The following is a 19,592-nucleotide window of genomic DNA, read 5'->3' on the forward strand; positions in this document are numbered from 1 at the left end:
TATTGGCTGAAACGAGATAATTCGCCGTCAGTCGAGCATCAAGTATTACTAAAGAAGGTTGAGAATGCTCATGAGTTAAGCGGTGGCTCCGCAGGTGCCAGAACAATCAGTGAAATCATTACACAAGATGAAAGTGACGTAACGTTGAGTCGATACCGGGCTACTAAGTTAATGAAAAAGCTTAATTTAGTGAGTTGTCAGATACCACAACATGCTTATAAGAAAGGCTCAAAGGAGCATGTGGCAATACCTAATTTGCTTGGTCGTCAGTTTGATGTAACTGCGCCTAATCAAGTCTGGTGCGGCGATGTGACGTACATATGGACAGGAAATCGTTGGGCTTATTTAGCGGTCGTGATTGATTTGTTCGCTCGAAAACCTGTTGGGTGGGCAATGTCACACTCACCTGACAGCGAATTAACAGTCAAAGCACTAACAATGGCTTACGAGCTACGTGGCAGACCTGAAAACGTGATGTTTCACAGTGACCAAGGCAGTCATTACACAAGCCGTAAATTCAGACAGAGGCTGTGGCGTTACCAGATAACACAAAGCATGAGCCGACGCGGAAATTGCTGGGACAACGCACCGATGGAGCGATTTTTCAGAAGTCTAAAGACAGAATGGGTTCCAACGGTAGGCTATCGTAGTTTTAATGAAGCCAAGATAGATATCACGAAATATATTATTGGCTATTACAGTCAAGTTAGGCCGCATCAGCATAATGGCGGTTTGGCACCAAATGAGTCAGAGAAAAGATACTGGCTAAACTATAAAACCGTGGCCAATTTAACTTGACCACTACAGTATTCGCTGATATTTATAATACTCGAATAGACAATGTAGCCCCCACGTTATATAAGGGAGGGAATATTACAGGTGTCAACATGGGGAATATTGGATTAGTTAATGCAGAGTTCAACTTTAATATTAATTTTTATGGATTAGCTGATGCACAAGTTCAAGAAATAAAAAATCATGTAACTACAACAGTTTTAGATCAATCTGCACATGATGCTATGACTTCACTAGTTGGGGAAATAGACGAGGTAAGTTACAACGTCAATAGTTATGTGGCGTATTCGGACGACTCTTCTGATCCTGCTGGTATGTTATACAATTTATCGCAATCAATTAATCAACTTCTTACGCATGATGCGTTTTTTCCTGATGGCTCTACTGAACATAGGCACTTGACAGGGCACTACGCTGTAGCGGTTGGTTACAAAGTTTCAGAGCTAGAAGAGGCAGCTACAAAAGGCTATATGACTGAAGAAGATGTAGCAAATGATTTAATTGGGTTAAAGGCCAGTTTAGAAAGCAGGATTGCTGAAACGGACTCTTATGTCGATGGCTTAGTAAATATATCCTCTTACAGCACTTCTTGCGGAATGATTAGAAGTATCTGTTGGGACTATAAAGTAACAAATAAGTTCACTAACCAGACGCAGTGGTATAGATACTTAGACTTTGGTCATTTGGGCTTCCAAGCTGCAAAAAATAAAGAAGCCCATTGGGAAGACGAAACAAAGGAAATTTTCAAAGGCTCTAGGCTCGATGAAGCGCTAGGTTATCTTGACGAAAATATTGAGTATTATTCAAACTAATAGAATATGGATTATTTATTGCGGTTGGTCATTGATTTAAGATGCCTAACTGCATTTAAAATTAAGGATTAATATATGAAACAAATTTTGATCATTTTGTTTATTGTAAGTCTTTTAGGTTGCGAATCATCGAAGGAAGATGGACTAATCGCAGATATAATCTTTGTAAGTGAATCAGTTGAGTCTTGTATTAAAGAACGAGCAGAAGCTGAGAGCTTTACTAAGGTAGAAGAGTTAACAGAGGTTCTTTGTAAAGGGGGCTATGGTTACTCAAATTTACAAGACTTAAACCACTTTCCAAATTTGAAAGGAGTCGCCCTTCATTCACTAGATGCTCATGAAGTAAACTTCGATAACATTCTGTATGTCGAAAGACTATCAGTAATTTCTTCGGAGCAACTTCGCAGGCTTACAATACAAAATTCTTCTAATTTAGAGACTTTTAAAATAGAAAATTCACATAAAGTTAACGAAGTTTCCCTTGATAACCTGCCAGAACTAAAGGATTTAACGATTCGAGACACAGTACTAGAAACTTTAGACATTGGCGATATACAGTCATTGGAAAGTTTATCAATAGGCACATATGGCTCTGACTCTTTTCTTTTTGATTTAGTAGTTTCAATTGAAAGTTTAGATCTTACGGCAAATCAAAACCTAGAAGAAATTACCTTAAAATACACAAAATTGAAATCAGTTATGCTTGAAGGTCTAAATAAGCTAAAAAATCTTACAATTCATAGCAGTGAGCTGGATCAAGTATATTTGGACCTTCCTAGCTTGGAAGAATTAGTTTTATTTCAAAACAAAATCTCTAGCATTGATTTAGGGTACGTGCCAAAAATTACGCACCTACAACTTCAAAATAATTTTATTAATGAAATTGATTTAGATCCGAATACAAATCTTTCTTTTGTACGCTTAACCGATAATCCATTGTCACAAGAAGCTATTGAATATCTGGACTCTATAGATTGGATTGATGATTTAAAATACTAATAGCGTTTATAGATTAGCGGTCTGACAAACCGCTAATCGCAAATACATACAGTGTTGTAAACTCACATTAGCCAACTTCAATTTTGCATCGATCCAGATCAAATAACGTATTCAATGTTTTCCAGCGCTCTTTGGCTCTAATAGCATTAACAAGAGAATTATAATTACCTACAAAAACACTGACCAATGGGGTCAGAGACGCTGAAATTAATAATCTCTTTAGTAATGTGTTAGCCGTGCTAAATATCGCCTGGGCGCGGCTAACTATATACCCTCGAGGAATGAGGTTTTAGTTTATGTATTTTAAGCAAATAATAATCGAGCATAACGTGAATAGAACATCAGTGATGTTATTCTAACTGGCCGTAACTTTACGTAAATAACCAAGTGTGCATCATCCGTCCTGGCATCATAGCTAAGCTGCCAGCTATTAATAGCGCGCCCACATACATGCCAAGCATATGTCTTTTATGAGCACCCACATCGCCTTTTCGAATTGCTAAAATAGCTAATGGAACGGTTACGAACACGAGGACACTTAATAAGTGAATAAACCCGAAGTGGTTTAAAATTGTAGGGCCGACAACGGCTGGCATAAACAGAGTAATAAATGCGGTTGCAAGCATAAAACTCACATAAAGCTTTCCTAACATTTTGTGTTTTGGCGTTCCTTTTTGAATAAATAAAATGTATGTCCCGAGAAAGAAAGCCGGTACTACAGTGGCTAGATGTAAATATGCGAGTTGTATGTATGTCAAAATATGTCATCCATTTTTGTTTAAAATTAGATTAAACGATTACTCTTTTACATTCAATACGTTCTGATATTACTGACAATAAGGACCACGAATTTAAGTCGTTCTGTTCTTGCTATCCAGAACCGCTTGTTGTCGACGCTCTAAAAATTGTAGCCGAAAGTGCAAAGTTAATGAGCAACCGTTATCGTCTTGCGTAAATTTAATGTCATCACTGGCGAACTTATGGTTACGCTGTCAGTCTACACACTACTTTATTGACAACCATTTTATTTTATTGAAATTCATTTTACTCAATTGAAACCCATTTAAAGCAAGGATGTTTATGAAAATCAAAGCATTAATTTTTACCGCAGCAGTAACATTTATTTTGAACGGATGCATGAGCATGCCGATTAGCACCATGTATAAAATGAGTCAATTTTCGCCTCTTGATATAAAACCCCATGAGCTAAAGGTCGCAATTCGCACAAATGAAGCCATCAATATCCAAAGCGGTGCAGTGCAAATTAGTATGGATGTTCAAAGCAAGGGAATGGAAAAAGCGAGCGGTATCTCTAAATCGCAACTCGATGAGTTTGGTCCTCTGGACATAGCACTAAAAATGAATGTTCGTGTTTTACCTGAAAATAAAAAGGGTTTTGCGCCAATTTTGTTAGACGACATTGGGGATGATGAGCGTTTAACAATATTGAGTCTATCGGATGAAGATGCACAAACTATGTCCGACACGCTGGCGTTGGTTCGAAAATACAAAGCTAATGGCATAAAACCACGTGGTTCATTTGGTATATCAACGCAGTCACAATGTTTTGGTGACTTTTCTGGCTTCGATGAGCTTGAAGTTGATGTATTTATTCAGGTTGATAATCAAGAAGGGTACATCATGTTTTTAGAAGACATAGACATTATTGAAGAAGCCAACGACCGAGACTTAAAGATGCTCACAACAAATAAATGCGAATAGCAGACCTATGTGCTCAGAATAGCTTCGTTGATTTTTGAAGGATAGCGGCTAGGCTTAACATTCGTACTTATTATTAAAGGTTATTATTTATGGCACGGATGCCAAGATTAAATTTAGCAAATGTTCCGCAACATGTGGTGCAAAGAGGAAATAATAGACAAGTTACTTTTGTTACACGCAGTGATTATGTCGCTTATTTAGAAAAACTTAGATACTACGCAGAAGAATACAAAGTGCAGATCCACGCATTTGTATTGATGACTAATCATGTTCACTTATTAGTGACACCAACAACAGAGAAAGGCATTAGCCAATTAATGCAATCTTTGGGGCGCTATTACGTTCGTTACTTTAATCATGTACATAAACGAACAGGCACGCTGTGGGAAGGGCGTTATAAGTCGACTTTAGTTGACTCCGAGAATTACTTCTTATTAGTTAGCCGGTATATTGAGCTTAATCCCGTAAGAGCCAGCATTGTAGGTCATCCTGCTGATTATCCATGGTCAAGCTACCAACACAACGCCGTTGGCAAAAAAATTCAGATGCTGATTGAGCATAGAACTTACTTGGCTTTGGGCAGCAATAGCGAACAGAGGCAAGGGCGTTATCGCTTCCTTTTTAATTCCGAGATCCCAGAAAAGTCACTGGCTGAAATTAGAGACTCTACGGATAAAGCATGGGTATTGGGCAATGATAAATTTAAAGAACAGGTGGAACAGTTAACGGGAAGAAGGGCATCGCCAATGCCCAAGGGAGGTGATAGAAAGTCTAAAAAATTTAGGGACAGACAAGGGGGAGAATATCAGCGACTCTGACCCCATTGGTCTTATTTTGAGATGATTTTATAAGGTAAATACGGAATGATTTTATCTTCCCACGCTTTAACTTTGGCCGTCATTTCTTTTACAATTTTTGGGTGGTCCTTAGCGACATTATGCTGTTCAGAAATATCTTTAGATAAATCATATAATTGCGACTTTTTATAATAAGGGCTTACTACTAACTTCCATTTTCCAGATCGCATCGCTTTACTTTTATCTTTAGTTAATAAGCTCGTCGCTTTAACCGTTAAACCACCGTTGCGCCAAAACAATTCACGTTTTGTTTCTTGTTGCCCAAGAAAGGTAGGAATAAGATCAATCCCATCTAGTTGATGATCTTTAGGCACACTAGCGCCCGATAACGATAAGATAGTTGGCATAATATCTAACGTTGTAGCTAACTGGTTGTTAACTGTGTTTTGTTCAATTTTATTTGGCCACCAAGCTATTGTAGGCACTCTGTGACCACCTTCAAATAAACTCCCTTTTTTACCGCGTAATACACCGGCTGAAGACAGCGACATTGGTCCATTATCTGACGTAAATAAAATTAACGTATTGTGACTAATACCTGCACGTTTAACTGTTTCGACAATTTTTCCAACACTGATATCTAACTCTGTTAGGACTTCTTTATAAACGTCACTGGCCTTAATGTTCTTATCTTGTTTTTGTTTATTAGGCCCTCGTTGTATACGTGAATTCGGGCCTTGCATGGGATCATGTACAGCCTCGTGAGCAACGTATAATACAAACGGTTTTTCTTTATTGGCGTTAATGAAGTCGGTTGCGTGTTTCGTAATAAGATGAGTGGAGTATCCTTCTTCTTTAACTTGTTCATTGTTGTGCCACCAATCAAATGTACCCTGGCGGTCATAATGTGAAATGTAATCAATATTTCCAGATAAAAAACCAACAAAACGGTCAAAACCAAAATTCATTGGGTGATAGCGTTGCTGATAGCCAATATGCCATTTACCGATCAATGCAGTTTTGTAACCTTGAGATTTAACTAAACTTGGAAACGTTATTTGGCTTTTAGGATCAACACCAAAACTATGTGATGGATGTTTAGGATCTGCGTTTACTACTCCATCTACACTCGATTTATGTTGATAACGGCCAGTAATAAGCCCTGCACGAGTTGGACTGCAAACTGTGCCGCTTGAATGAAAATCGGTAAAACGCATACCTTCTTTGGCTAACTGATCTAAGTTCGGTGTTTTTTGTTTTCCGTTATAACTGCCTAAGTCACCGTAGCCTAAATCATCGGCCATAATAATAATGATGTTCGTTTTACCCGGTTGTATGTCTTGTGCGCTTGTTTGTGCAATTGACAGTAAACTAGCAATGATTATTAATATGGTTTTCATTCGTTCATTTCCTTTCAAAGTTCGACCAGTGGGGTCAGAGTCGCTGATTTTCTTGCGCTATAGACATCGGCTGACAAGTGAGGACCCTAATGGCCGTGAAACGCCCTATATTAAATATAATTAAATCGTCAGGGGCCAATTACTGACCCCTCGCGGTATGTTGGTATCAATGTTCATTTGTTGTTTAATTGTAATCTGTTGAATCTTTGGAATGAATCTCATTATCTTTTATACTTTCAACGCCTTTATCCAACGATGAACGTACAAATTGATTATTTACAGTTTCAATCTTAAATACCCACGCATGTTCGCTTTCTCCAAAATCTTTTGGTGGCTCAATAACCAACCCTTTTCCATTTAAATGCCATTTTATTTGTTTCGAAGATCCCAATAATGATACGCGTTTGACGGTAGAATCAGCCCAACCTTTTGTACCTTTTATGGTGAATGGGTGATTTGGTTGCTCCGCAGCAATAGCAAATAGGTCATTACCTTTAACGGTAAAGTACAATTTGTCTTTTTTCTGCTCTGTATGTTTCCAATAACGGCTACCATAAATTGCTTCACCGTTGATCTTTAACCAAGTGCCCATATTTTTTAAACGTTGAACTTGCCAACTAGGGATCGTACCGTCAGCTTTTGGCCCAATATTAATTAAGAAGTTACCATTACGACTGATAATTTCTATCATTTCATGGATCACTTCTTTATCTGATTTTTTCTTAAATGGGTAATCTTCTCTTTCTTCAGCTGCAAGATAGCCAAAAGAAGTGCCAAAAGTAGTACAACTTTGCCATTTTGGGCCTATGCTTTTTAGTCTCAAATTGTCTTTTTCGTATGCGCCAACGCCCGCTGGAAAATTCGGGTTACCCCCTTTATTATTGAGGTAAACCTGCTTACCTTTTGCCGCAGCTTCGTTCATAAAGTCAGTGATCATTAATCGCACTTGATCATAAAAATACTGAACTTCTGGTCGAAACTCTGGTGGCGGCGGATTCGTGTTATTACGAGATAAATTAGACTTATTACCATCGCGGGTTAAAATTGGATAATCATCCATCCATAAAAAGTCAGGGTCATATTTCGCCTGAATTTCTTTCCACCTTGCAACATAGTCATCCACAAACTCTTTTGAGTAAGATGTTGGTCCATATAATAAGGCCGCTTCAGGATTAAGCCTGATCTCTTCAGCTATATCAGATCGTCTAACACCATTTACAGTAAACTTTGTCTTTCCCCCAGGTTCTCGCAAATTAAAGTGGTTAGGTAAGCGTTCGCGATGCGTTGATGGTGCTTATTTTAAACCTTGTTTTCTTAAAGCTTTTCCTAAATCTCCAACCAAGTCACGATTCGGCCCTTTATCCATTGCATTCCACGGTGTTAAATCTGAATCCCAGTTCGCCCAACCGTCATGATGTTCTGCGGTAAATACAACATAAGTCGCGCCGACATCTTTAAACAATGAAGCCCATTGGTCAGGATCCCAATTTTCGGCTTTAAAATGATCGATGATGTCTTTGTAACCAAACTCAGGAGGATGAGCACCAAAACGTTGTTCCAATAGCGGGTAATAATAATCCGGTTCGTCATACATTAGACGTGGAAAATGCTCAGCGTAGCCTCTGTCTCCTTTTTTGGCACCTACAACACTATACGGCCCCCAATGAATGAAAATTCCTATTTTCCCATCATCAAACCATTTAGGGACAGGCATTTCTTGTAAAGACTCCCAGCTGCCATCATAGGGTTTTTGTGGCTCATTAAAGTACTTTTTTTGTGGGGCACAGCCGCTCAAAGCGGTTCCGAAAGCCAAAACAACCGCAGTGTATTTGAGCCAATGTTTAGGTTTACAATATTCCATTAAGAGCACCTGATAGCTAAGTTACCTATATAAACAAAAGGTTAATTGTAAATCCGTAAAATTAAACCTAAACCTAAACCTAAACCTAAACCTAAACCTAAACCAGTGGGGACAGCGTCGCTGATTTAAAATTTTACTATCAGCGACTCTGACCCCATGAAGTACTCTGACTCCATGAAGTACTATCAGCGACTCTGACCCCATGAAGTCGGACCCCATGAAGTCGGTGCGAAATCGGAAGTTCCGGTTGGTGTTGTCACACTGATGGAAATTTTGTCGATTTTGGTATCTACAAGGCCATCAATTAGCAAAAGGTCGACAGCACTAAACTTCAGTTTTTTAATAACTTCATGGTCATTGCCTTCGAGTTTAACTGTGTAATATTCAGCTTGAGGGTGGGGCGATATTACAAGCGCAACGGCGTTTTCACCAGCAAGTACACCTTTAAGTTCAGGAGGTTGTGGTTTGGTGTTTTTATCCGCGATGGTAAAATACAACCACTGGGACCAAACGGTTTTATCGCCTGACTCACTAACGCCACGCACACGAACTTTTTGTTTGATATTTGTAGGTAAGCCTCGTACTCGTGATGCGCCTTTCACTGTTGTGTTTTGACGTTTAATTATGTGTTCATCAGAAGCGCTGGCAACTTCTATATCCCAAGATGTCTGAAGTTCGCCACCAATAAAACCAACCATCAAATCGTTTGAAACAGGGATCGCGGCTTGGATGATTGGAGCCATTTCAGTTTTGGTTACTAAGGTATGAGTCGTGATCTTTGACTGTGTAGCGCCAACTGAATTTGTTGCTTTTAATCTAAACGTATATGGCTGATTAGGTTTTAACCCTGATATTTCAAGAAAGGTCTCTTGTTTAGTGGTTACGTGAACAGTGCTTTCTTTTAGCTTCCCATCCAGCAAATTGCCATCTATTAAACTCAATTCGTATTGGTTAGCTCCGGATACATGGTCAAATATTACCCGAATCGAATTACTTGAGGCGATGATCTGGCGCACATATGGCGTACTAGGTTTGGCAACAGGTACGCGGGTAACATCTACTTCGTAGCCAGTGGGAGTTAATAGACTAACCCGTTCTGTAACTAGGTTTAGGCCATTTTTGTGCCATTGAATATTTATATTATATTGACCACTTCCGGGGATTATGTCTTGCAAATTTTCGACTTTTCCACCAACCACTTGGCCTTTTTTATCGATACCTTGCACCACTATTTTGTAGCCTTTTAAGGCGAATGCAGGTAATTCTTCGAGGGATTTGGCATTAAAGGTGACTTGGGTTCCTGTATCGGTTGAAACCGCTGTTAGCCCTTGTACGGCTGACATTGCTTTTTGCATCTGGAAGTATGCATTTTTTAAATCCCCCCAGGCATTTTGTAAACCCCAACCTCTGAAACCATTGGTCGATGTTCCTCTATAAGTCGAACGATAATCATTATATGCCCACACAGATGTGCCCATAACCCAGGGCTGTTTTTGGTATTTTTTAATAATACCATCAGCGCCAGTTGTGTGATTTAACCTTTCTCTAGAGGTAGGGTAGACAAATCCATCGGGGCTATATTCTGAGATGAAAACGGGCTTGTTTGGGAATGACTTATGGCTTTGCAGTGATTTTTTTTCGAAATTTTGATAACTGTTTCGGCTTACAAAATCCGTGTACTGTGATGCTTCGGCGGGAACAACGTCATTATTGGTTGAAAACGTTAGAAACCGAGTTGTGTCATGTTGATTGCGAATATAATCCATCATGGTACGAACAAACGTTCTGCCGGTGTCATTGCTGCTTTTTATTTCGTTGGCGACCGACCATGCAAATATCGAGGCGTGATTCCAATCTCGTTGCAATAATTCATCGATATCTTTGTAGACTTGCGCGTTACTTGCGATAGACAGATCCGCTTTTTTTCCCCAAACGGGAACTTCGACCGTTAACAGCATGCCTTTTTCATCGGCATAATCGAGCAGTGCAGGGTGTTGCCCATAATGCATAATTCGAGATAAATTGGCCCCAGCCGCTTTCATTCGATCCATATCTCGACGGATAACATGCAGGGGTTCTACTGAACCATGTGCTCGGTCATCAGAAACTCGGTTATAACCGTTCAACCTTACCTTTTCACCATTTAATACGAAGTCAGTCCCACGCAGTTCAATTTTACGAATGCCTACGCGATCAGAGACTCTATAGTTGCCGGGGCTAATTTGTACATTACTGCGATATAAATTGGGGTGATCAAAATGCCAAAGTTTGTATTGACTGGCATTAAGTGTCGCGGAAAGGCTCAGGGAGCGTGTTTGGCCAGCGGGTATGTCTATTGAATTTGATTGGTCAAATTGAGTGGTAAACGGAACCGCAGTCGCTCTATTATCGTTAAGATCAGAGAAGTCACCAGATATTTGTACGGTGCGGTCCGTTTTTGACATGTTTTCAATTGTTACTTCGGTCTTGATGTGTGCCTGCCCACTAATTAAGTCAGGCTCAGCAACAAACTTTTGACGAACAATTCTCACCGCAGAATCGACAATTAAACTTACATCTCGGGTCAGACCTCCCCAATAATACCAAGCACCAACGCTATAGGTATTATCATTCCTAACCGCAATTGTATTGGTTTGTTGCAATAACTCAGTAACGTCAAACTCAAACGGGGTATAGCCGCCTTTATGATTACCAAGGAAATGACCATTAAACCACACATCGGTGTCGTAATAAGCGGCCTCAAACCTTAATAAGACACGTTCATCATCTGTATAACTCGGTTTGTTAACAGTGCGCCGATACCAAGCGTCACCGACATAATTGGCATAATTGTCGTATAAACTCCAACTGCCAGGTACGTCAATTGTGTCCCATTTTTTGTCATTAAACTTTTCGTTTTTAAATCCTAATGACACACCATTATTTTTAACATCCGTGGCAAATTTCCATTGCCCATTTAATGATATCGTTGTTCTCCCGTCGGTGACTTGATGTCCAGGGCCATCGACAATAAATTCGGCATGAGTCAAACATGAGAAGTACATTAGAGACAGTGAAAATAATGCCCAATATTTAGATCGGGTAGATAAAGATGAACTCATATTTTTGTCCTGATTTATTAACTGAACTTAGCGCTGAAGTTATTGTTAATCACTTTCTATGTTAAATTTTGGTGTCGTATTATATGTAACAATTACCAAGTGAAAAAACGTAATAATATCTCGTAAAGAAACATCAAATCCAAAAATACCTTCGCAGGTTGTTGCCTTTTGCCTAGATTAAGTTGCTAAACATCGGTGGTTTACAATGATATTTGTCAAAGCCAATGCAAGCTTTTAAAAAGCAACTAAACTTAATTTGAGTTAACTTACTTTAAAGGTGTCGCTATGCGTAAATCTATATGTAAAATCACAACTCTATGTCTGTCGATTGTATTCGCCAGTCCTGTCATCGCCGATTCTTTTTTTGACGTCTTTTTTGACGTAACTTATGACACAGCCAGTGAGGCGCCCCAACTGAAGGTCTCTAGTCGAGTCGTCACGCCTGGTTCAGGGGTTAAACCTGTTGAAACTAAAGTAGTATCGATGAGTTCGTCGTCCCACAGAGGCATGGAAGATGGAAGCATGAGCTATTCGTCTAGTGTCGCTGTTCGCAGTTGGCTTTCCAGTAGGGACGGTAAAACTAAACCAGTAGACTCATTTTTTGATGTTTATTATAAGTGTGTGACGCTCGAAAAAAGAGAAACGAAGTGTGTGATCACAAATACGGCGGCTAAAACAAAAGGAAAACACCGCGGTCATGTCACGGTATTAAAGTAATAGCGAACACGTTTAGAACGTAAAAGGTAACCATACCCAAATGTAAAGACAAGCGCTGGCAGACGCCGATATTATATTGCTGGCTGTCAGCGCTTATCCTTTTTGTTTTCACTATTGGCGTCAGGAATACAGGTTTTGAGCGTTCAATGTTTGGTGTTTTTTAGTTTTAAGAGTCTGCATTAATAAACACAAAGTGACTAAAAGCGCACCTATCCAGCCGATGGCGTTAAACTGCTCGCCTAAAATACTGACGGCCAATATTGTCGCGACTAAAGGTTCTATCAAAGTAATCAAGGTTGCTTTACTCGCATCAATAAAGGTTAATCCATACCCAAATAATACATATCCTAAAAACATTGGAATAATAGCCATATAAAGTGCAACTGAAATATTGGTTGCGCTGGCAAATAGGTTATCTCCGGTAAACCACAATGAAGGTAAAAGTACTAAAGAGGCAAGTCCAAATAGACCCGACATCGCCGATTGAGACTTTGCACCTGTTTCAATTAAACGTCTAGCTGCCCAAGAATAGCCTGCGTAAGTTAGACCGGCAATGCAACCCAATATTATCCCTATCAATTGACTAAAGTCACTTGTCTGCAAAGTCTCATTTTTTGCGCGGCCTAAGGTTAAAAGTGCGATGCCAACGGCTCCGACAATAAAGCTTATTAACCATTGTTTAGTGATATGTTTTTTACTTATCAGACGGTCTAGGATAGCTGCAAAAAACGGAGCAGTTGCAATAGAAACAACGGTACCAATAGCAACGCCAGTCAGCCGCATCGACGTGTAAAAAGCCAACGGGTAAATTGCCACGCAGGCTGCACCAAAAAGTAATACGATAGGTTGATTAAACATCAGCTTAGCGTCAATTAAGAGGTTTTTGTGGGCATTAATGACAAGTAATAGGCCACCAATACCCATTGAAAAGGCGCCAATTGCTAAAGGACTAGTGTCTGGTGAATAGCTAGCGACCGTGCCCGTTGTGCCCCACAAAAAGCTGGCGATAATAATGGCTAAAATTCCAGTAAAGCTTGTGTGTTGTCTATTCACGTAATGACCTAAAAGTAATGAAAGTAAAAAAATACAGCACAAATCATAAGTCTGAATAAACCATTTGTTTTAACCATTCGGACGCATTGGTTAGCAATTACGACTTCGTTATTTTTTAAACTTGGTGGGGGACAAACCAAAGTATTGAGAAAATTTTCGGCTAAATGCTGACAGTTCATTGTAACCTACCATTTCACCAACAATTTGCATGGGGTAGTCGGTGTGAGTTAATAACGCCTGGGCTTTTTCCATTCGAACTTTAGTTACATAGTTCATTACGGTCATAGATGTTTGTTGTTTGAACAACTTTTTAAATTGGGTTTCACTTAAATAAGCGGTTTGCGCTAAACAGGTAATCGTGAGGGGGCTTGCAATGTTGTTAGTAATAAAAGCTATGGCTTTGTTAATACGGTTATCTAATTTCGGTAATAGAGTTTGTTGGGCGAGTAACAAGAAAAACATATCAGACATAGTCTGCTCTAATTGATTGTTAATTTTGTTTTCAAGCTGGCTTTCAATAAAACTTAAATATTTAACAAGTGGTGTACTAATTGCGAATACTTTAATTTGCGACGCTGCAATATTGTCTGGTAGTTGGTCGATATCTGCGACAACAAAACGGGCTTCAGAATTTGCGGTAAATAAATGCGATTCGTTAGCTTTAACCACAACACACTCACCAGGCGATACTTTGCCATTAAAGTGGCCTACGTCAATGCTAATCACGCCACGCAGTGGCAAAACCAATTGGTTAAATTGGTGAGTATGACGCACAGGTTTAGTACTGTAGGACCTTATTGAAAGGTGATTTTTCATAATGATAGAAAACGGTAAACGCAGCCTGATGATAGTTGAATTTCCATATTAAAAGATTGAGAACTAAAGTAAAACATTCGTTTTATAATTAACTATTTTAGAATGTATAGCCGTAACTAGAAGGGTATTTAGCCACATCTAGATCCGGTGTTGAGAACATGCTGTTTAGCTATTTGCAGCTTATATTCTCTTTGATGACCGCTATTCTAGCATTATCCGGACGTTATCCTTTCATTATCCTGGGCGGCCGTCAGGTCGAGGACTAGTTAAAATTTTCCAGTAAAATATGACATAACACAGATAAGCTAAGATCCAACATCCTGCGGCAATGAGATAGATGTTTATACTAATGTTAGCTTGTAAATGCTGGGCACAAATTCGGCTTACTGCCGCAAAAATAATTAACATAAAAGCATACTTCATTACCCATTGGGGCGTTAATGTTCTGCCGGTATGACCTAATGAAATTCTCGCTACCATCGCTAATATTATAGAGCTAATCGCACCTGCCGTTAATCCGTGTAAAGCGGTAGACGCTGTTATGTTTACGCCTGCTTTATGCAAGGCAAATAATCCAAAGCTAACGGGTATAAACCAATAAGATAAGTGTAATGACCAAACAAGAGGCGTACCCAAAGTTACCTGTGGTCGCCAACGCATTGCTCTAATTGCATGGCTACAGGCCGCAAAAACGAATACAAGTGCCGTGACCATGTTTGGTAAGGTTGAGGATAAATTGGTTAGATACAATAAAGCCAAAAATAACGTAGAACCAATTACTGCGGTTTCGAGATTGGCTAAATTAGGTACTTTTTCAGTCTGTGTACCATTAGCGGTAAACATAGGTAATACGCGGCCAGCAATAATTGTGATGATTAAGGTTATCGTCATTACGGTACTATGCGCTCCCCAAATGTAAAACGCTGGGTTCTGGTTTAATACGGATAAGTGAGTGAGCGAATTTCCTATGACCAAGAGCAGAAGTACCGGTAAAAATATCATGTTGCGGTATTGCTTCACTTTAAATACTAACTGGCCCATAAAGACGGCTGAAACTACTAAAAAGCTAATGTCGACTAGAGCTGTTAACCATGGAAAGGGCGATATATTGGTTAAGATCAAAATGCGACCTGCAAGCCATAATGTCACAAGAGCTGCTAGCGGCTTTCCATGTGTTGCACGTAATCCCGTCCAGTTTTGCACTGCTGTAAGTAAAAAGCCGACGATAATGGCGGCGACAAACCCAAACAACATTTCATGTGCATGCCAAAAAAGCGGTCCGCCATAAGGTGATAATGAAATATTTCCATTTAAAAACAATGCCCAAAGCGCCATTGAAACAATGGCAAATAAAGTCCCGATTAAAAATAACGGCCTAAACGCTTGTCGCCAAATCGCAGGGATGTTTTGTTCTACACTCAGATCAGAAATATTCATTGTTGCAGTCCAATTGATTTAAGGTACATATAATATGTATCTTTTAAAAGGTGCATATTAAATGTATCATTTAATTGTGTCAATCATAGGGCAAATAAATCAAGGTCATCCTAATGCAACTTACACGATATACAGATTATGGCTTACGAACTCTAATCTATCTGGCTTTGCTGCCCGCTGGACATAAGGCGAGCATCGATGAAATTAGTCAAACGTACGGGATTTCTCGAAATAATTTGAATAAAATTGTTCATCAATTAGGCAAAGCAAAAGTTATTCAAACACAAAGGGGAAAAGGCGGGGGCATGTTTTTAAACCAAGCTCCAGAGCAAATTAATATTGGTGATATGGTACTGTTATTAGAAAATACCATGCGCGTCGTGGAATGTGATAAACCGCCATGTTGTATTTCGCCTGCTTGTAAACTTAAAGGAATATTTGCAGACGCCACGCAAGCCTTTGTGACCAGTTTACAGGCATATTATTTGTCTGATCTGTTACTTGAAGAGCAAAAGCCATTATTGCGAATTTTGGTGTAGAGGTCGTGCACTTATAGTCCTTCCCAAATTACGATGAACGATATAATGTGGTAAACATAGTTCCTCATAAAATCCCTTTTTAAACAAAGCCAATTTAGTTAAAAGTACACAAGGAGTTGTTAATATGACTAAAGAACATTCTTCATTTTCTGGCCATGATATTGCGGGAAATAGCCATTTAAAACAAGAAGAGACTGCCTATTACGGCGCTCAGCTATCTCGAATATCTATCGCTATTATTGCCTTGCTTCAGGGCCTTACACTGGCCTATTTATATAAAAGCGTTGATTTGGGCTTTTGGCCAGGCAGTGATTTAATCTGGCTTGTCGCTCTTGTGACATTTTTTATCAGTTTCCCAAGCTTGTTTATATTAACGGCAAGTAAACACGACTACAAAGCCATTATTAAATATTTACTGCCTTTTACTCTATTTATCTCAGCGTTAGGGGCGTATACCAGTCATCAATATAGTGCCTTTCCTTCATTAGGTAGCAGTTTGTTTGTTTTTACATTTGCGATTCTGATAGCTTGCTTTAAAGCAATTATGTATATGAAATTATTGGTAAATAATCAAAGGGTAAATTACGAGTCTTTATTTTCTGCGTCGTGGCGTAATGCGATTATTTTTGTCCTTACCCTTATTTTCATGTCTATATTTTTTGGTATTTTGCATTTAGGTGCGGCACTGTTTGATTTACTCGGTATTAAGTTATTTAGCGAGTTGCTAATGGAAGAGTGGTTTTGGCTGCCCGTTCTTACACTCGCGTCGGCATTTGCCATCTATATTTTTCGTATAATCGGTTACCTTACTGACAATATTTCCACCATTTTACAAACATTAATGACGTTTTTATTGCCGGTTTTAATTTTTGTTTCATTAGGTTTTTTGATTACCTTACCTTTTACTGGATTAGATAATTTATGGCAGACAAAGTCTGGCAGTTTCTTATTACTATGGCTTATTGCACTGAGTTTATTTTTTGTTAACGCCATTTACCATAAAGGGAACGACAACAAACCGTACCATTTTATAGTGCACCGTTTTATCTTGATTGGTGTGGCCATTTTACCGGTTTATTCGGTCATTTCGGTTTACGGAATAATAGTTCGAATTGACCAATATGGATTGACACCGGATCGGCTATGGGCATTAAGCGTTTGGTTTATTCTTAGTTGTTTTGTGGCCGGTTACTTCATTGGTATTGTTAGGTTGCGTGATAATTGGTTGGTTATTCAAAGCAAAGTAAACGTTGTAATGGGTTTGGTTGTACTTGCATTTGTATTATTGGTGAACTCTCCTTTATTAAACTTTAAAGCGATATCAAGCGATAGCCAAATGGCCAGATATTATAGCGGTGAAGTCCTATTAAAAGACCTCGACATTCGTTACTTTAGTCGTTCATTAGGTCGACCTGGTTATTTAGCCATGCAGCAGTTAAAAACAGAAATCGCTCAATCCGACCCCGAAATTGCCGTCGTAATAGACAAACAATATCGCTATATTAAAAAGAGGGTAAGCAAAGACAACCGCAATAAAGTCGGCGAGGCAGAGCCAGAAGTCGAAATAGTATATTGGCCAAATAAGGACGCATTTAATCCAGATTTATTGGCTTATATCAACAATAAAGATAATTACTTTAACGGGTGGACTAACGTTGAATATCGTATTTCTATCGACTTGGATCAAGATGGCACACCGGAGATGCTGACCATTGGTGATCAAAATGGTTATTATCGAGGCAAACTTTGGACCAACACTGAGAAAGGTTGGGAAAATCGGATTATTCGAATCGACGTGCCAGACAATAAGGATTTAGCTTACAGCTTGCAAAATCTAGAAATACAGCTGTCAGAATCAAAATACAAAGTCATTAAACTCGACGGTATTCATATAGATGCCAATTGATGAACAAGCTTAATCTTGATGGGTATTCCGTTGCGATTGGATGCTTCCAACGAATTTATCGAAATTAAAGCTTAGCGCTTGGCATTATTGGTATCAACTAGCTGGCTCAAGTTGTTTAACAAATTCAAAGTCATTTTTTCCATGCTGTTTTATTTTATACATGGTGTGATCAGCTTGTTTAACAAGTTCTTCAGCATCTAAAGTGTGGTCAGGGTAAACCGATATACCAATACTGGCCGTGACTTTTGCTAACGCATCATTAAATTGATAAGGGGTAGACACCGATTTTACAATTTTATCGGCAATATTTGATATGATTTTTTGGTCATCGACATTGGTAAGAATAACCCAAAACTCGTCACCACCAACGCGTCCAACTGTGTCAACCTCCCTTACGACGGCCTGCAGTCGACTAGCTGTCTCTTTCAGAACTTTGTCGCCAGCATCATGGCCAAAGGTATCATTAATCGCTTTGAATCCATCTAGGTCGACAAACATCATTGCCACTTTGGTTTTATTACGCTTAGCAACAGTGAGTGCACTTGATAATCGGTCCATTGAAAGTCGCCTAGAAGGCAACCCCGTTAGAACATCATGGTAAGCTAGATGAAGGATGCGTGCTTCGGCTTCCTTTAATGCGGTTATATCTTCTTGCACAGCAACGTAGTGGCTAACTTGTCCATTATTTTGTTTTACAGGCGTTATCGTGGTGAGTTCCCAATAAACTTGGCCATTTTTTCTGCGATTTTGAAATTCACCACGCCATGTATTTCCTGTCTTAATTGTTTTCCATATATCTTTGTTCACTTTAGAAAGCGTGTTTTCAGCGCCTAATAACTTAGGCTTTTTACCAGTAATTTCACTCTCTAAGTAGCCAGTATTTTTTGAAAATGCGGAGTTAACATATTCGATAATTCCTTTGTTATCCGTGATCATTATCGATGAAGCGGATTGGTCGACGGCAAGTGATACTATCTTAAACTTGGACTCTAAGCTGGTATAAACTAATAAAATTAACGTAATGGTAATTCCGGCTAACATAAAAATGCCGACTAAAAATACAATACTTGTGGAAATACTGTCTTGCATTAAAGAGGTGTTAAAGGGTAAAGCTAATGCAATTGCACCGCGCAAACTGTGGAACAGTCCAAACATGCCAAAGACTATCGCAACAGCGTATCCTGCTGTACGCCAAGGCGCGTTTTTTTCCTTCAATAAAGTGGTAACAATTGTAAAACAAGTAATGCCAAAGGCTGTTGAAAGTACAGCAATTCTTATATTTATATCAGGGCTTATATAATAAAAGTAATAAAAGAGCGCCATAGCAATTGGTGTGAGAGAATAATTGACCAACATTTTGGATGGGCGTTCGGTAAAGATACAAATCCCCCGTAGAAAAAGCACAAATCCAACAACAAAAAGCGTGTTGGCCAAAACAACAGAAATAAAATCCGGCAGTTTATAACGGCCAGATATGAATATGCTTCCTAGAGCAACACAAAACATCCCAGCAGCCCAATAGCCAGATCCATTTTGCTTTACCTGAGCTCGCCACAAGGCAAATAATGCACCTGAGGCAATCGTCGAGGTGAGCGCAGTTACAACGAGCAGAGTACGAATATCTAGAGCAAGCATTT

At 39.2% G+C, this 19,592-nt stretch carries 17 protein-coding genes; 8 read left to right on the top strand and 9 right to left on the bottom strand.

All coding sequences use genetic code 11. From position 1 onward, the window contains the following. The 3 genes from Q4575_RS18830 to Q4575_RS18840 all read left to right on the top strand — a co-directional run. A partial coding sequence (locus tag Q4575_RS18830) for an IS3 family transposase (RefSeq protein ID WP_303523854.1) occupies positions 1-798 on the top strand: 798 nt, incomplete at its 5' end. An 89-nt stretch (positions 799-887) separates the two neighbouring features. Continuing rightward, positions 888-1,607: a hypothetical protein gene (locus Q4575_RS18835; protein WP_303523855.1), complete on the top strand. Its 720-nt coding sequence runs from the start codon at positions 888-890 to the stop codon at positions 1,605-1,607. A gap of 75 nt (positions 1,608-1,682) precedes the next feature. Further along, positions 1,683-2,606: a hypothetical protein gene (locus Q4575_RS18840; protein ID WP_215964926.1), complete on the top strand. Its 924-nt coding sequence runs from the start codon at positions 1,683-1,685 to the stop codon at positions 2,604-2,606. A 371-nt stretch (positions 2,607-2,977) separates the two neighbouring features. Here the strand turns inward: Q4575_RS18840 and Q4575_RS18845 are convergent, their stop codons facing one another. Continuing rightward, the gene (locus tag Q4575_RS18845) at positions 2,978-3,364 is read right to left on the bottom strand and encodes a DUF2306 domain-containing protein (protein WP_303523856.1); all 387 of its coding nucleotides are present in this window, start codon (positions 3,362-3,364) and stop codon (positions 2,978-2,980) included. Positions 3,365-3,686: 322 nt separating this feature from the next. Here Q4575_RS18845 and Q4575_RS18850 point away from each other — a divergent pair, with 322 nt between their 5' ends. Next, positions 3,687-4,328, top strand: a complete 642-nt coding sequence (locus Q4575_RS18850; protein ID WP_272179443.1) for a hypothetical protein — start codon at positions 3,687-3,689, stop codon at positions 4,326-4,328. A gap of 89 nt (positions 4,329-4,417) precedes the next feature. Continuing rightward, positions 4,418-5,146, top strand: a complete 729-nt coding sequence (locus tag Q4575_RS18855) for a transposase (protein ID WP_303523857.1) — start codon at positions 4,418-4,420, stop codon at positions 5,144-5,146. Positions 5,147-5,157: 11 nt separating this feature from the next. Here Q4575_RS18855 and Q4575_RS18860 read toward each other — a convergent pair whose 3' ends face one another. The 4 genes from Q4575_RS18860 to Q4575_RS18875 form a co-directional block, all read right to left on the bottom strand. Then, entirely contained in the window at positions 5,158-6,525 is a 1,368-nt protein-coding gene (locus Q4575_RS18860) for a sulfatase-like hydrolase/transferase (protein ID WP_303523859.1), read from the bottom strand. 184 nt (positions 6,526-6,709) lie between these two features. After that, on the bottom strand, positions 6,710-7,777 hold the full coding sequence (locus Q4575_RS18865) for an alpha-L-fucosidase (protein WP_303523860.1): 1,068 nt from the start codon (positions 7,775-7,777) through the stop codon (positions 6,710-6,712). A 42-nt stretch (positions 7,778-7,819) separates the two neighbouring features. Beyond that, positions 7,820-8,386, bottom strand: coding sequence for an alpha-L-fucosidase (locus tag Q4575_RS18870; RefSeq protein ID WP_303523861.1), 567 nt, complete (start codon positions 8,384-8,386; stop codon positions 7,820-7,822). Positions 8,387-8,571: 185 nt separating this feature from the next. Then, entirely contained in the window at positions 8,572-11,487 is a 2,916-nt protein-coding gene (locus Q4575_RS18875) for a glycoside hydrolase family 2 TIM barrel-domain containing protein (protein ID WP_303523862.1), read from the bottom strand. A gap of 285 nt (positions 11,488-11,772) precedes the next feature. Between Q4575_RS18875 and Q4575_RS18880 the strand changes: the two genes are divergently transcribed. Continuing rightward, positions 11,773-12,204 carry a hypothetical protein gene (locus Q4575_RS18880; protein ID WP_215962747.1) on the top strand — a complete coding sequence of 144 codons (432 nt, stop codon included), beginning with the start codon at positions 11,773-11,775 and terminating at the stop codon, positions 12,202-12,204. Positions 12,205-12,324: 120 nt separating this feature from the next. Here Q4575_RS18880 and Q4575_RS18885 read toward each other — a convergent pair whose 3' ends face one another. The 3 genes from Q4575_RS18885 to Q4575_RS18895 all read right to left on the bottom strand — a co-directional run bounded on the left by Q4575_RS18885 (position 12,325) and on the right by Q4575_RS18895 (position 15,510). Next, a complete protein-coding gene (locus Q4575_RS18885) occupies positions 12,325-13,257 on the bottom strand; it encodes a DMT family transporter (protein ID WP_215962746.1) in 933 nt (310 codons plus the stop codon). 108 nt (positions 13,258-13,365) lie between these two features. After that, positions 13,366-14,073: an AraC family transcriptional regulator gene (locus tag Q4575_RS18890; RefSeq protein ID WP_303523863.1), complete on the bottom strand. Its 708-nt coding sequence runs from the start codon at positions 14,071-14,073 to the stop codon at positions 13,366-13,368. A 234-nt stretch (positions 14,074-14,307) separates the two neighbouring features. Then, positions 14,308-15,510, bottom strand: coding sequence for an NnrS family protein (locus Q4575_RS18895; protein WP_303523864.1), 1,203 nt, complete (start codon positions 15,508-15,510; stop codon positions 14,308-14,310). A 113-nt stretch (positions 15,511-15,623) separates the two neighbouring features. Between Q4575_RS18895 and Q4575_RS18900 the strand changes: the two genes are divergently transcribed. After that, positions 15,624-16,049: an Rrf2 family transcriptional regulator gene (locus Q4575_RS18900; RefSeq protein ID WP_272179458.1), complete on the top strand. Its 426-nt coding sequence runs from the start codon at positions 15,624-15,626 to the stop codon at positions 16,047-16,049. A 124-nt stretch (positions 16,050-16,173) separates the two neighbouring features. Further along, entirely contained in the window at positions 16,174-17,955 is a 1,782-nt protein-coding gene (locus tag Q4575_RS18905; RefSeq protein ID WP_303523865.1) for a DUF4153 domain-containing protein, read from the top strand. A gap of 93 nt (positions 17,956-18,048) precedes the next feature. On the opposite strand, the gene Q4575_RS18910 is transcribed toward Q4575_RS18905, so the two are convergent. After that, positions 18,049-19,590, bottom strand: a complete 1,542-nt coding sequence (locus Q4575_RS18910; protein ID WP_303523866.1) for a diguanylate cyclase — start codon at positions 19,588-19,590, stop codon at positions 18,049-18,051. Between the last annotated feature and the right edge of the window lie 2 nt (positions 19,591-19,592).

The organism is Psychrosphaera sp. 1_MG-2023 (assembly GCF_030548245.1).
Lineage (GTDB): Bacteria > Pseudomonadota > Gammaproteobacteria > Enterobacterales > Alteromonadaceae > Psychrosphaera > Psychrosphaera algicola.

What these genes read in the sequence shown, in the direction of transcription:
- Q4575_RS18835 (WP_303523855.1), top strand. Translation starts at nt 888, where the DNA reads ATGGGGAATATTGGATTAGTTAATGCAGAGTTCAACTTTAATATTAAT.
- Q4575_RS18840 (WP_215964926.1), top strand. Translation starts at nt 1,683, where the DNA reads ATGAAACAAATTTTGATCATTTTGTTTATTGTAAGTCTTTTAGGTTGC.
- Q4575_RS18850 (WP_272179443.1), top strand. Translation starts at nt 3,687, where the DNA reads ATGAAAATCAAAGCATTAATTTTTACCGCAGCAGTAACATTTATTTTG.
- Q4575_RS18855 (WP_303523857.1), top strand. Translation starts at nt 4,418, where the DNA reads ATGGCACGGATGCCAAGATTAAATTTAGCAAATGTTCCGCAACATGTG.
- Q4575_RS18860 (WP_303523859.1), bottom strand. Translation starts at nt 6,525, where the DNA reads ATGAAAACCATATTAATAATCATTGCTAGTTTACTGTCAATTGCACAA.
- Q4575_RS18870 (WP_303523861.1), bottom strand. Translation starts at nt 8,386, where the DNA reads ATGGAATATTGTAAACCTAAACATTGGCTCAAATACACTGCGGTTGTT.
- Q4575_RS18875 (WP_303523862.1), bottom strand. Translation starts at nt 11,487, where the DNA reads ATGAGTTCATCTTTATCTACCCGATCTAAATATTGGGCATTATTTTCA.
- Q4575_RS18880 (WP_215962747.1), top strand. Translation starts at nt 11,773, where the DNA reads ATGCGTAAATCTATATGTAAAATCACAACTCTATGTCTGTCGATTGTA.
- Q4575_RS18890 (WP_303523863.1), bottom strand. Translation starts at nt 14,073, where the DNA reads ATGAAAAATCACCTTTCAATAAGGTCCTACAGTACTAAACCTGTGCGT.
- Q4575_RS18895 (WP_303523864.1), bottom strand. Translation starts at nt 15,510, where the DNA reads ATGAATATTTCTGATCTGAGTGTAGAACAAAACATCCCTGCGATTTGG.
- Q4575_RS18900 (WP_272179458.1), top strand. Translation starts at nt 15,624, where the DNA reads ATGCAACTTACACGATATACAGATTATGGCTTACGAACTCTAATCTAT.
- Q4575_RS18905 (WP_303523865.1), top strand. Translation starts at nt 16,174, where the DNA reads ATGACTAAAGAACATTCTTCATTTTCTGGCCATGATATTGCGGGAAAT.
- Q4575_RS18910 (WP_303523866.1), bottom strand. Translation starts at nt 19,590, where the DNA reads ATGCTTGCTCTAGATATTCGTACTCTGCTCGTTGTAACTGCGCTCACC.